Source organism: Aromatoleum bremense, from assembly GCF_017894365.1.
Classification (GTDB): Bacteria; Pseudomonadota; Gammaproteobacteria; order Burkholderiales; family Rhodocyclaceae; genus Aromatoleum; species Aromatoleum bremense.
The window spans coordinates 3,490,048-3,503,007 of record NZ_CP059467.1 but is presented as its reverse complement, the minus strand read 5'-3'; the positions used below and the strand labels follow the sequence as shown (position 1 = coordinate 3,503,007).

Here is a 12,960-nt window from a genome sequence, read left to right as displayed (position 1 = left end):
GGCGGATTCTAAAGGCTCGCCCCCCATTCGCAAAAGGCGATCTGCGCTCCTCAGTTCCCCTCGCGCTTGTCGAGCCGGCGTTGGCGCTCCTCGGCTTTCAGCTCGCGCACCCGCGCATCGACGGCCGAAAGCTCGTAGAAGTCGCCATCCCCCGCGCGGCGCGCGAGGTCGAGTTGCTCGATCGCCGCCGGCAAACTTCCCTGCAACACGTACACTTCCGCCTGGGCGCGATGCTGCGCGGTGCGGCGGCCAAGCGCCGCCTCCGAGCGTGCGACGAGCGTCCACATGCGGTCATCGTCAGTGCGGCGCAGCGCTTCCGCGCGCGCCATCACGGCCGCATCGGATGCGCGGCCGGCCTGCAGCAATGCATCGACCAGCGCGTAGCGCAGCGCGCGGCTGTCGGGGAATCGCGCCTGCGCCGCCTCGAGGATCTTCACCGCGGCGGCGGGGTCACGCGCCGCAAGCCGCAACTCGGCCGCGAGAGATTCGATGAACGGCGATGCGGGAGCGTCGCGCCGCACCACGTCGAGCGCCTTGGTCGCCTCATCGATCCGCCCGGCCGCGAGCAGCGCGCGCGCCAGACCGTAGCGCGCCGCGGCGTCGGCCCCGTGTTTCGCCGCCAGCGACTGGAATTCCCGCACTGCGTCGAGCGGCGCGGCCGCGGTGACGCGCAGCTTCGCCCGCACGAACCCGAAATCCTGCGAATCCGGCACCTGCCGATAGCGCATCTGCGCGACGCGGTTGCCCATGTCCGAAATCCGCTCGCCGGTCAGCGGGTGGGTGCGCAGGTAGCTCGGCGCATTGTTCTCATAGAAACGGCTCGCGCGTTGCAGACGCTCGAAGAAACTCGGCATGCCGCGCACGTCGTAGCCCGCCCCTTCGAGCGTCTGCAGGCCCAGGCGGTCGGCCTCGCGTTCGAAGTCGCGCGTGTAGCCGAGCTGCGACTGGATCGCCCCCGCCTGCCCGGCGGCGATCGCCGCCTCGCTGATCTGCGAATTGCTGCGCGCCGCGAGCACCGCGACGAGCAGCGACGCGAGCATCACCATGCTCGACTGGCTCTGCTTGCCGACCAGCTGGGCAATGTGGCGCTGCGTCACGTGGGCGATTTCATGCCCCAGCACCGAAGCCAGCTCGGATTCCGATTCAGCCGCCAGGATCAGCCCGCTATGCACGCCGATGAAGCCGCCCGGCAGCGCGAAGGCATTGAGCGTTGCATCGCGGATGACGAAGAAGTCGAACTCCTGGTAGGGCGCCGCGCTCGCCGTCACGAGGCGCTGGCCGAGGCGATCGACGTAGTCCTCGATTTCGGCGTCGTCGAGATAGGCGGCATCGCGGAAACGGATCTCGCGAATGATGGATTCGCCGATCCTGCGCTCGGCGAGCGGGGAAAGTTCGGACGCCGCGACGTCGCCGAGATCCGGCAGATCGGCCGCGTTCAGGCGCGGCACCATCGCGACGCACAGCAGCAGGATAAAAAGTCGTTTGATCATCGGATGCTATGATACCCATCCACTTCCAACCGTTCCGCGCGGAATGTATCGCACTATGGTCGCCCCGCGCACCGACCTCATGACACAACCCGGCACGCCCCCGATCCTCACCCCGATCCTCACCCATTTCGACGCCGACGGCCAGGCCCACATGGTGGATGTCGGCGACAAGCGCGAAACCCGTCGCGTCGCGGTCGCCCAAGGCCGGATCACGATGCAGCCGGCCACCTTCGCGATGATCCAGTCCGGCACCGCGAAGAAGGGCGACGTACTCGGCATCGCCCGCATCGCCGCGATCCAGGCGTCGAAGCGCGCAAGCGAACTGATCCCGCTGTGCCACCCGATCGCGCTGACGCGCGTCGCCGTCGAGTTCGCGCTCGACGACGCGGCGAGCACGATCGCCTGCACGGTGACGGCGGAGACCGTCGGCCGCACCGGTGTCGAGATGGAAGCACTGACTGCGGTCAACGTCGCCCTGCTGACGATTTACGACATGTGCAAGGCCGTGGATCGTGGCATGCGCATGGACGGCATCCAGCTCGTCGAGAAGCTCGGCGGCAAGTCGGGGCACTGGGTCGCCGGAAACCCCGGGTAGCGCATCCCTGTACAGTCTCCTGCAGGGGCGATGCGGCATTCCCGAAGGAGCGCGCGTTCCCCGGAACTGCAGATTTCGCCTCGATCGCAATCCCGGCAGCCGATACCCGAACCTTGCAAGTTGACGACCCCGAACTAGAATGAGGATGTGCCCCGCGTGGTCAGTCAACGTCTTTCGGAGGTAGTATTTCGGAGAGACAAGCGTAATTGCAGGCTGGCCATAACGCGGGGCTATTTCTTTACCGGCGTACTGCCGCACCTTCCGCTTTCAGCGAGCACGACGACCGAATGCTCGAATGCTAAGGAAGCTTGCTCAACCCGACGGCCCAAAGGTGGGCTGCAATCAACGCGCGCCAGGGCGAGAATTCCGCGAGCCAGCGCTTCGCCTGCCCTTCGGTGACGCTCTCCTGACAATCGAGCACCGCCTGCAAGCTGCGGCGCACCGCGACGTCGCCGTGCAGCGACCCGTCCAGCCAGCCGAAACCCCGCAGCAGCGCGTAATCGATCGTCCACGGCCCGATGCCGCGCACCTGCATCAGGCGCTCGCGGATCTCGTCGACCGGCAGCGTCGCGATCCACGCATCAAGCGGCAGCTCGTCATCGGCGACGAGACGGCCGAGCCTGATCAGTGTCTGCGCTTTCGCCTGCGAGAATCCGGCCGAACGCAGATCCGCCTCGCTCAGCACGGCGACCCGTTCCGCATCGGGATAGCAGGCGAGCCCGTCCGAATGGCGCAGCCCGGCGACTTCGATCAGCCGGCGCCGTAGCGAGATCGCGGCCCGCACGCTGATCTGCTGCCCGGTGATCGCCCAACTGAGCGCTTCGAACGGACTCGCGGACAGCGGCACCCGCAGCCCGGGATGGCGGGCGATGAGCGGGCCCAGTTGCGGATGGTCGCGATAGGCACGTTCGAACGCCTCCACCTGCTGGGTCAGGCCCAGCATGCGCGGCAGCAACTGTGCGAGCGCAGCGGGCGCAGCGGCGCTCGCCGCCCCGTCGACTGCGAGTTCGGCGCTCGCATGCGCGCCGTCGAACTGGATCGTCAGGCACGCCGCGCGGCCTTCCCACGCGAGACCTTTGTACAGCGTTCGCCCCTCGATACGTTCGGCGAGCGCGAGCGGGTCACGCCGGTGGAAAGCGAGCACATCATCGCTGCGGAAATCCGCCGGCAAGCCGACGCCCCAGGACAGTACCGCAGTCATCGCTCCGCCTCGCGATCGAGCAGCGCCCGCTTGCGTTCGACGCCCCAGCGATAACCGGACAGCCGGCCGTCGTTGCGCACCACGCGGTGGCACGGGATCGCGACCGCCAGCGGGTTCGCCGCGCACGCCCCGGCCACCGCACGCACCGCCTTCGGCGCGCCGATGCGCCGCGCGATCTCGGCGTAGCTCGCTGTCTGCCCGGCCGGAATCTCCCGCAGCGCCTGCCACACCCGTTGCTGAAACGCCGTGCCGCGGATGTCGAGCGGCAGATCCAGCCCGAGCCCGGGAGCCTCGACGTAGCCGACCACGGTTGCGACAGTACGCTCGAAATCGGCGTCGGCGCCGATCAGCACGGCGCGCGGAAAACGGTCCTGCAGGTCGCGCGCGAGCCGGTCCGGATCGTCGCCGATCAGGACCGCGCAGACGCCCTGCACACTCGCTGCGACGAGAATCGCCCCCAGCGAACATTCGCCGATTGCAAACCGGATCTGCGTGTCCGCGCCGCCGGCGCGGTACCGCGTCGGCGTCATGCCGAGAACCCGCGCGGAATCTTCATAGAACCTGCCGCTGGAGTTGTATCCCGCGTCGTAGATCGCCTCGGTCACCGTACCACTGCGAGCGAGCACGGCCCGCACGCGCCGTGCGCGGTGCGCCGCCGCGTAGGCCTTCGGTGTCAAACCCGTCACCGCCTTGAAGACACGATGCAGATAGGAGACGCTGAGGCCCGCATGCGTGGCCATCTCACCGAGGCTTGGCACCTGCTCGGCGTTTTCGATCAAGCGGCAAAGTTCCGCGACGCGTGCAGCGTGCTGCTCGGCGAGCGGCGGCTGATCCGGCCGGCAGCGCTTGCACGGACGGAAACCCGACTCCTCGGCCTCTGCCGGTGTGGCGTGGAAAGTGACATTCTCCGCCTTCGGCAGCCTTGCCCCGCAGGACGGACGGCAGTACACCCCGGTCGTCCTGACCGAATAGAAGAACTGTCCGTCCGCCTCCCGATCACGCTTCACCACAGCCGCCCAGCGGGGATCAGCCGAGGTCGCTGCCGCGAGCGTTTCACGTTTTGCCGTCATGGTCCTGCATCCTTTCCACGATTCCATGGCTAAAATTTACTGGTTGCCGGGTAACGGCGCACTCCGGCGCTTGCTCTTGAATTCGGTGGACCGCGAAAACGCAGGCAAGTCCGCAACGAAAGACAAGGCGCAAGAAGCCGGAAAACTTTCTTCTAATGGAAACCGGTTGTCAGCGGCCAAGGAAGTTCCGGTCCATTCACTTCCCGCCATGAAACAGCATGATAGGATCTGCGATTGTTGATCGAATGGGTCGGCTCGAACGGGCGGGAGGACGTCGCGTGACACAGCGAAAGCGCATCCTGTTCATCGCGGAGGCCGTCACCCTCGCCCATGTCGCGCGTCCGTACGCACTCGCCCGCGGTCTCGACCCGCAGGCCTATGAAGTCGTATTTGCCTGCGCCGACAATTACGGGGCACTATTCGATACTTGGCCGTGGCAGCGGGAAAGCATTTGGTCGATCTCCCCGCAGGTATTCATGAGGCGCCTGGCGCAGGGCCGCCGCCTTTATCCGCTGGAAACCCTGAAGCAGTATGCCCGGGAGGACCTGCGCCTGATCAACACCCTGCAACCGGACGCGATCGTCGGCGATTTCCGGCTTTCGCTGTCGGCAACTGCCCGGCTGGCGCATGTACCCTACATTGCGCTGGCCAACGCCTACTGGAGCCCCTATGCCCAGCGCGGCCGCATTCCGGTGCCCTGCCTGCCGATGACTCGGCTATTGGGCGTGCCGCTCGGCGCGGCGCTATTCACTCTGGCCGCACCCTTCGCCTTCGCCTGGCACACGCTGCCGCTTAATCGTTTACGCCGCGACTATGGCCTCCCGCAGCTCGGACTTGATCTGCGGCGGGTCTATACCGATGCGGATATCACGCTCTATGCCGACGTACCGGAGCTTGTACCCACCACCGGGCTCCCTCCCCGGCATCGTTACATCGGCCCGGTGGAGTGGTCCCCTTCCACCGAAATGCCAGAATTCGGTCTGAACGATCTCGGGAACCGACCCCTGGTGTACGTGACGCTCGGCAGTTCCGGGTCGGCCGAGCTACTACCGACCATTTTGGAAGCGCTGTCCGGCATCGACTGCACGGTCGCGGCTGCAACAGCCGGTGTGCCGTTGCACCATATCCCTGCCAACGCCGTGGTGGCCGACTATCTGCCAGGCGACCGCATGGCCGAGCGCGCCAGCCTCGTCATCTGCAACGGCGGCAGCCCAACGAGCCACCAGGCGCTCGCACGAGGAGTACCCGTCCTCGGCATCCCCTTCAATCTCGACCAGCATCTGAACATGCACTATGTGACCGCGTACGGCGCCGGGATTGCGCTGCGGCCGGAGACAATCACGGTGTCGGTGTTGCGGGCGGCCGCCAAGACATTGCTGCAAGATGCCACGGTCCGTCACCGGGCCGAGGAGTTGGCCCGGATCATTCGGCGCCATCACCCTGCCGAGGCACTGGCCCGCACCATCACCGAAATCACCGAGACGAATTCATGAGAAAAATATCGTTGCCGCAGATCGCGACCTTCGTTGCGATCCTGTCGATTGTCCTGGTGCTGGCTGCGGGCACCGCCTGGGCAACCCTGGGGGCGCTGCGGCTCGGGGATTTCCGCGGCATCGCCGTCGTCGCAGCCGCTGCCGTCTTCCTGGTCGCCTATGGCATCACCGCCTACCGACTGTTCCTGTGGCTGTTGCCGCTGCCCGAAGGAGAGATCCCTCGTGGTTCGCGGAGCGAGTTCATCTACCATGTCTATCTGCTGTTTTTCCTCGTTCTCTTCTATCCGCTCATGCGCAGCGGCGCCGTGCCGGTGCCCATCCTCCGCCTTATCTACCTTGCGCTCGGGGCACGCCTGGGGGACAACACTTACAGTTCAGGAATCATCCTCGACCCGATCTTCGTCGAGATCGGCAGCAACAGCATCGTCGGCCAGTTCGCCCTGCTCGTTCCCCACGTCATCGAGGGCGACAAGCTTGCGCACTATCCAATCCGGATCGGCAATGATGTGACCATCGGCGCCCATTCCTGCGTCCTCGCAGGCGTCACGATCGGCGACCGCGCGATCGTCGCCACCGGTGCGGTGGTATCCAAAGGCACCCGGATCGGCCCGGGGGAGGTGTGGGGCGGCGTGCCGGCCCGGCGCCTGAAGGCGGGCGCCGGGCCGGATGAATGAACCCGGCTCCCGCCGCGTCGGGATCATCATTGCCTTGGCTGCCCCTATGCCGGATAGCCCCATTCCTCGAAGTACCTGCCCCATGCCACCGATATCCTGTTCTTCAACTCCGGCGAGAGATCGGAGAGTTCGCTCTTCTGGTAATGCCTGATTGTTCCCAGATAGGAATTCAACGACGGCTCCAGCGCGTCAAATCCGGGCAGGTTGAAGTGACGGTAGATCGAACGGATCTGCAAGACCGGATCCTTCTCCAGCGCCTCATAGGGCAGCTCAAAAAACCGCTCCCTCGGCACCAGCGACCGCTCCTCAAGGAAAGCGTCATGCATCACGCGGTATTGTTCGATGACTCTGCGCTCAAGCCCGGAGTTATCCGGCCACTGCAGTTGCATCATCTCCTGCATGATCCTGATCGAGCGCATGTACGACTTGAAAACGACATAGGGATTGCGGTGGATATGGATGAAGGATGCCTCGGGAAACAGCTCGAGTAACAGTTTTACCCGGCAGGTATGGGGCGGCGATTTCAGGACGATCCGGCGGTCGTTTGCCAGCGTCAATTTCTTCATGAACAGCAGCAAGCCTTCCCGCCACCGCGCGAGTTCCCCTTCCGGCACATTCCTGAGCGTCAAGTACTTGTCGCAGGGAAACCCGGCTCGCGGAAAGACCACATCCAGTATCGGAGACAGGCCGGTGAGCACCGCCAGCGCCACCTCGTCTTCCATCGGAGAGTCGAGGTTTGCTTCCATATTGTCGATCAGGCGCGTCTTCGGCGACAGCAGCTTGAAGGCCTTGGCGCTCTTGGCGCGCGCCTCCGTGGTCAGAAAAATGTGGGGATTCGTGACCTGATAGAAGTTCGGATACGCAAATTGCGGATCCAGCGAAAGCAGGTTGTGAAGATGCGTCGTCCCGCTGCGCCAATGCCCGAGAACGAATATCGGGGGCTTGATCCGGACGTCGCGAATTCTCGCTTGGAATTCCCGGGCTTCGCGCGCGCCTTGCACCGATGTCGCAATGCTGTTGAGCGTGACGAAAGCCGCCCGCGGCCAATAGCGCGGCGCAATTCTGAACCGGTGCCGCCGCAGCAAAGACATCCAGGCCGGAAACGTGAACCCGCTGACGGGGGTAAACACGTTCCTGACCAGAAAGACCCTGAGCGCTTCAGCCGCCTGCTCCATACCAGCTTCCTCGAACGATTACCAAGAAGTGCGTTACTTGGCCAAACGTGCCATCCGGCGGCATGACGCGCTGAACGGGACGCAGCCCGATTTCCTGCGTTCTCGCCTGCGTTCTCGCCTGCGGTATCACACGAGCGTGCCGCGGTTCGACGCCGCATGATCGCATGCCTTCGCAAGTGGCGTATTCGCGACGTCACATCCTGGCCGGTGGTCGGCCGCTTGCTCACCAAGGATCAGTCCGACCGCACGTGGCACGCGCGCGATCCCGCGTTTGCGTCGCCTGCTGTCGAAAAACTTTACATTCGCGGGCCACGTCACCTGGGGATATCCACGGAAGAAATAATTTTCTGTTTGAATACAATCGACTGCAAATCTGGCCCGGAGTTTGCGTTACCTCGTTGGCGTCAGCATCTCTTCGCTGACAGCCGAGCACATTCTTCATCAGCTTCACGAAGGAGGCAACAATGAAAGCCCAACTCAAGTCAGCATCGGCGGTCGGCGCGGTCCTCGCGGCCATGGCCATGTCGCCGCAGGCCCAGGCCATCGATACCGAGGTCCAGTTCTCCACGACCGGCACCGGGGACGGCGTCACCGACGGGGGGGCCGGCGGCTATGACGTCGTCGGCATCAACGAGTTCGACTGGCAGTCGTCCGGCGATCTGGTGATTCTGGATGACCTGACCGGGACCGGCTCCACCGCGAACGGCGCGCTCACCGACTCGTTCGCCACCTGGGCGGCCACCGCCGTCATCGGCGACACGGTGACCTTCGACCTCCAAGGCCAGGCCCGCCTGAATGACATGACGGATAATGGCGGCGGCAGCGTCGCGCCCACCACGCTGGATACTAACGGCGCCGCCGACGGCCCCGACGCCGACGCCGACGGCGACGAGGGCTTCGAGATCACCGTGGCGTTTGAGGCCACCGAGACGGCGACGCTCATCGCCGCAGGGATTCTTCAGTTCAACACCATCAACGGCACGTATTCGTATTTCTATGACGACACCCCGGACTCCGATGTGGACAGCGGCACCGGCTTCACCAACGGTACCCCCTTCCTGTCGGGCGATATCGTCGGTGTATCGGGAACATTCATTGCAGGCGTTGGCGGCTCCAATCTCCTGACCAACACCGTCACCAGCTATGACGACAGTTTCATCCAGGCCGATCCGGCGTCGAACCAGCCGCTCGTCGATACCACTTTCGATACGCTGGTGTCGCTGCGCTCGACAGGCGAGGCCGCGGCCCACGATGCCGGGGATACGATCGGCTTTCCGCAATATATCGTTGTAGCGGGCGACCTGGGTCTTAAAGCGGACGCCAATTCGGAGTTCTCCGTTCCCGAGCCCGGCACCTTGATGTTGCTGGGTAGCAGCCTGCTTGGCTTGGCGGGACTGCGCCGGCGCTCCAACAAGGCGGATGTCGTCTGAATGCCCGCCGGGGGATGTCTGCGCCTGCGGTGCAGACATCCCCCGGATGAGCTTGCGTCAATTTTTCGCGCGAGGTCTCGTATGAATACGCAGATCAAAGCATTAACGGTGGCGCTGGGCTTCCTGCTCTGCGCCGTATCGCCCGCGACGTACGCAGAATTCCCGACCAACGTCCAGTTCAGCACCGGCGGCAACGGCACCTACAACGTCACGGGGATCAACGAATTCGACTGGCAGTCATCCGGCGACTTGGCCGTCGTCGACGCCTTGCCCGTCAACGCAATCGCGAACGGGCAAACCGTCACCACGTTCTCCACCTGGGTCGCCGGCGCGGTGGTTGGGGATACGGTGATCATCAACATCCACGGCCATGCCCGTTTGAACGCGATGCTCGACAGTCAGGGCGGTAACATCTCGCCTCCCACCCTGTCGAAAAACGGGGCGACCTGTGATGCTGGCAGCGGGTGTTTCGAAATCACCGTCGCGTTTTCCGCCGAAGAGTCGGCCACGCTGATAGCCCCCGGCATCATCCAGTTCACCGCCCTCACCGGAGACTACAAGTTCTATTTCGACGACACCCCCGATTCGAATGTCGGCAACACGGATTCCGTCTTGCCGGGCAATTTCATCGACGGCGTCGCCTTCCTCGAGGGCACCATGGTGGGTGTTTCCGGGACGTTCCAGCAGGGGGTCGGCGGCAGCAATGTGATCCGTAGCACAGTAGACAGCTACAACACGAGCTACATTCAGACGGACCCCGCTTCATCGACGGTAGCGCTCGCCGACACCACCTTCGACACCTTGATTACCCTCATCAGCCCGTTTGACGCATTCGTGCCCGATGGCGACCCGATCGGCCTGGCACCCTACACGGTGCTGGCCGCCGACCTGGTGCTCAAGGCGGATGCCAATTCGGAGTTTTCCGCGGTTGAAGTGGGCGAGGAAGGTTGCCGGATGACCGGCGGCGGCGTGGACGGCAAGGGCGAGATCGTGCCCGGCAAACTGGCCACTGCGATAACCACCGGCGGCAATCGCTATACCTTCGGCGGCCAGATCGGCGCACCGACGGCATCCCAACCGCAGCCGTTCGGCGAATGGACTCATCATCAGCAGAACGGTCCCGCTGGCGACTTCGTGTTGCACCTGGGCACGGCGAGCGCACCGGCAGAAACCAAGGTAGTGACGGTCACCTGCCGCGACCCGTTCAACTGCAACCCCGCACGGCCTGCCCCGTTCAAGCAGCTTGATTTCACCGGCATCGGGGCATTCAAGAACGTGCGCAACGGACCGCTGAAGAATGATCCTTCCGTGGTTCCCGGGAATGGAGGAACATTGCATTTCGTCAGAGTCCATTTCGAGGACCTTGGCGAACCCGGCGCCGGCGGCAAGCAGGTCGGCAATGAGGAGACGTGCAAGGCCCTGCATCCGATCGGCGCGCTGGTCGGCGATCCGGCCACCGATCCAAACGCTGCGCTCATCTGCACGAATTGCGCGGACGTGTATACGATCGAGATTCACAAAACCAGCGATCCGGCCAGCGACGTGATCTACTCGGTCGGCGGCTTCATTGACGGTGGCAATATTCAGCTCCATCCACCGATTCAGTGAAATCGAGTCGCCTGGACGCGAAGGGGGCAAATTCTTGCCCCCTTTTTCTTGGTGCTGCTGCTTCGTTGCTGCTTCGTTGCTGCTTCGTCACGGATTCCCGGGAAAGCCCGGTCTTGATCCCGATGAAGTGAAGTTCAAGTCGCGCCATCACTCATCCCTTCAAGCCAGTGGCTCACTCAACGAGCAGTTCGCTCAAGTCCTTGCGCAGCGATCGCGACCCCGGCACCACCGAGCGCCCCACCCGGCAGAAGAACACGAAGGCACTGCCTTCGCTTGCGCCGACCAGAGCCTCGAAATCACCGGCCAGCAAGAGCGTGCGCCGGCCGATTGCCGGCAAGGCCGAAAACGTCCTGCCGGCCCGCGCGTACCATCGGAATATCACCGGCGTCATCTCCGGCTGCAAGTGCAGCCCCATGGCGCTCGCGGTCAGCCAGAGACGCTGCATCCCGACACCGGCGCGTACGTAGTCGACAAGCGCGGCGGGGGCCTCGCGGGGCCGCAACAAGAGATGGGCCGCACAACCCAGCGCCGGCAGGAAATCCAGCTGGATGCGTGGCGCAATGGTGCCCAGCAGGTAACGGTTGAAAAACTCCACCCGCCCCCAGCGCTGCATCACCCACCGCATCAGGCGGGCAGTCACCGGATCGACCCCCACGGCCTGCTCGGGGATGCGATCCTTGCTGTAGCGCGCGCCCCACTCGATGATCTCCCGATGCACCTCATAGGCTTCCGGGCACGTCAGGCGGATGTAGGCGTTGTCCCACAGCAGCCGGGCAACCTTGAGCCGGTCGCCCAGTGATTCGAGGAACTGCACCTGATAGGCCGGGCCGGGCGCGGCCGCCAGCGCCTGGCGTTGCTCGACGGTAAGCGGCGTCATCGACATCGGCCGGCGCTGCACGACGCGCTGTTCGATATGGCGGAACAGTGGATCGGGAGCGGAGCCGGGCGACTCGCGCAGCAGCACGTCGTAGATGGGATTGTTGTCCCGGGAGCCGACGCGCAGGGTCCAGGTGGCGTCGAGCCCGAAGCCCGACGCCGCGATTCTGAGCGTCTCGAGCAGCGCGCCGTGCCCCATGTGGCTCGCATGGCCGTCGAAATCGTAGAGGACGCGCTCGCGGGTGTCGAAGCCCCTCACCACGACATGGTCAGGGCCGACAATCTGGAAGCGCCACGGTTGGGTATTGTCGCCGCTCGGCGCCCAGCGCGCGAGATCGAGAATCTTCAGCAGCGTTTCGCGCTCAGCCACGGCCCACCCCCGATCCCTTCATGCGCCGCAGTTGCTTCCGTGCCAGCCACAGCCCGAGCCGCTGCAGCGGGTTGCGGTTCCCTCCCGGGCGCCAGGTCTTGATGAAGCTGTTGCGGTAGGCGTCGAACTGATAGCCACGCGGCGCAACCAGCACCTTTCCCCGCCCGAGCAGGATCTTCAAGGCCTCCGTCGCGGTCACCCCGGCGCATAGCTGGCAGGCCGCGATCGTGGAAGGACCGCGTCGCTCGGAAAGATTGACGCGCGAGGGGTCGGCGAGGTATCCGCGCTGCAGCATTCCCGGCGACAGGCCGAGCAGGAAGCGGATCGCCATTTCCTCCTCGTCGCAGCCTTCGAGGCAGAAATATTCCTCGAAGCTCATGCCCTCCGGGATAAAGATCAGCATCGCCGTCCCCATCCCGAGCGGCGCCGCGGTGACGGCCGGAATGCCGCGCCGGCGGCAAGCCGCGAACGTCGCGCGCCGCGCCGCGAACGAGAAAAAATCGAGGCCATCGACGTACAGATCGATGCCGTCGAGGAATTCATCGAGATTGTCGGCCGACACGCCTTGCGCAAAGCGGCGGATGTCCAGTTCCGGATTGATGTCGAGCGCCATCTCGGCGAGCACCTCGACCTTCGGCCGCCCGAGCGAAGAGATCAGCGCGCCGGCCTGGCGGTTGAAGTTGACAATGTCGAAGGTGTCGAAATCCGCGATGTTGAAGGCGCCGATGCCCAGCCGCGCGAGCGTAAGCAGATGGACTCCGCCAACGCCGCCCATCCCAGCGATCGCGACACGCTTTCGGCGTAGGGTCGCCTGCTCAGCCTCGGTCACCCAGCCGATGTTGCGAGAAAAGGCGGATTCGTAATCGAACTCCTTCCCCATCCGCATCTCTCCCTGATTCTCGCTGCATCGAAAAATTATGATAGGAATGTCTTGGTGGATTTGAAACCCGTATGCCCGCAAACGTATTGGCGACTCAC

General features: G+C 64.4%; 12 protein-coding genes. 6 read left to right on the top strand and 6 right to left on the bottom strand.

Translation table 11 applies throughout. From position 1 onward, the window contains the following. Positions 1–50: 50 nt before the first annotated feature. Positions 51–1,490 carry a beta-barrel assembly-enhancing protease gene (locus pbN1_RS16420; RefSeq protein WP_169201967.1) on the bottom strand — a complete coding sequence of 480 codons (1,440 nt, stop codon included), beginning with the start codon at positions 1,488–1,490 and terminating at the stop codon, positions 51–53. Positions 1,491–1,569: 79 nt separating this feature from the next. Between pbN1_RS16420 and moaC the strand changes: the two genes are divergently transcribed. Then, positions 1,570–2,085: a cyclic pyranopterin monophosphate synthase MoaC gene (gene moaC, locus pbN1_RS16415; RefSeq protein ID WP_169201994.1), complete on the top strand. Its 516-nt coding sequence runs from the start codon at positions 1,570–1,572 to the stop codon at positions 2,083–2,085. Positions 2,086–2,383: 298 nt separating this feature from the next. Here moaC and pbN1_RS16410 read toward each other — a convergent pair whose 3' ends face one another. Next, a complete protein-coding gene (locus pbN1_RS16410) occupies positions 2,384–3,286 on the bottom strand; it encodes a DNA-3-methyladenine glycosylase family protein (RefSeq protein ID WP_169201968.1) in 903 nt (300 codons plus the stop codon). After that, the gene (ada, locus tag pbN1_RS16405; RefSeq protein ID WP_169201969.1) at positions 3,283–4,356 is read right to left on the bottom strand and encodes a bifunctional DNA-binding transcriptional regulator/O6-methylguanine-DNA methyltransferase Ada; all 1,074 of its coding nucleotides are present in this window, start codon (positions 4,354–4,356) and stop codon (positions 3,283–3,285) included. Before ada ends, pbN1_RS16410 begins: the two co-directional genes overlap by 4 nt. Between ada and pbN1_RS16400 the strand changes: the two genes are divergently transcribed. Genes pbN1_RS16400 through pbN1_RS16390 form a run of 3 tightly spaced genes read left to right on the top strand, consistent with a single transcriptional unit; the run spans position 4,355 to position 6,523 of the window. Beyond that, positions 4,355–4,597, top strand: coding sequence for a hypothetical protein (locus tag pbN1_RS16400; RefSeq protein WP_210147546.1), 243 nt, complete (start codon positions 4,355–4,357; stop codon positions 4,595–4,597). The genes ada and pbN1_RS16400 overlap by 2 nt on opposite strands. A 37-nt stretch (positions 4,598–4,634) precedes the next feature. Continuing rightward, positions 4,635–5,849, top strand: a complete 1,215-nt coding sequence (locus pbN1_RS16395; protein WP_169201971.1) for a glycosyltransferase — start codon at positions 4,635–4,637, stop codon at positions 5,847–5,849. An 11-nt stretch (positions 5,850–5,860) separates the two neighbouring features. Next, positions 5,861–6,523: an acyltransferase gene (locus pbN1_RS16390; RefSeq protein ID WP_244856987.1), complete on the top strand. Its 663-nt coding sequence runs from the start codon at positions 5,861–5,863 to the stop codon at positions 6,521–6,523. 44 nt (positions 6,524–6,567) lie between these two features. Here pbN1_RS16390 and pbN1_RS16385 read toward each other — a convergent pair whose 3' ends face one another. Then, positions 6,568–7,698, bottom strand: coding sequence for a sulfotransferase family protein (locus pbN1_RS16385; protein WP_169201973.1), 1,131 nt, complete (start codon positions 7,696–7,698; stop codon positions 6,568–6,570). Positions 7,699–8,162: 464 nt separating this feature from the next. On the opposite strand from pbN1_RS16385, the gene pepA reads away from it, so the two are divergent. Both pepA and pbN1_RS16375 read left to right on the top strand, forming a co-directional pair. Further along, positions 8,163–9,128 (top strand): flocculation-associated PEP-CTERM protein PepA, encoded by a 966-nt coding sequence (pepA, locus tag pbN1_RS16380; RefSeq protein WP_169201974.1) that lies wholly within the window; start codon positions 8,163–8,165, stop codon positions 9,126–9,128. Between the two features lie 81 nt (positions 9,129–9,209). Next, positions 9,210–10,736: a hypothetical protein gene (locus pbN1_RS16375; RefSeq protein WP_169201975.1), complete on the top strand. Its 1,527-nt coding sequence runs from the start codon at positions 9,210–9,212 to the stop codon at positions 10,734–10,736. 172 nt (positions 10,737–10,908) lie between these two features. Here pbN1_RS16375 and pbN1_RS16370 read toward each other — a convergent pair whose 3' ends face one another. Together pbN1_RS16370 and pbN1_RS16365 are read right to left on the bottom strand one after the other, a co-directional pair. Next, positions 10,909–11,982, bottom strand: a complete 1,074-nt coding sequence (locus tag pbN1_RS16370; RefSeq protein ID WP_169201976.1) for a nitroreductase family protein — start codon at positions 11,980–11,982, stop codon at positions 10,909–10,911. Beyond that, the gene (locus pbN1_RS16365) at positions 11,975–12,862 is read right to left on the bottom strand and encodes a ThiF family adenylyltransferase (RefSeq protein WP_169201977.1); all 888 of its coding nucleotides are present in this window, start codon (positions 12,860–12,862) and stop codon (positions 11,975–11,977) included. Before pbN1_RS16365 ends, pbN1_RS16370 begins: the two co-directional genes overlap by 8 nt. Positions 12,863–12,960 lie beyond the last annotated feature (98 nt).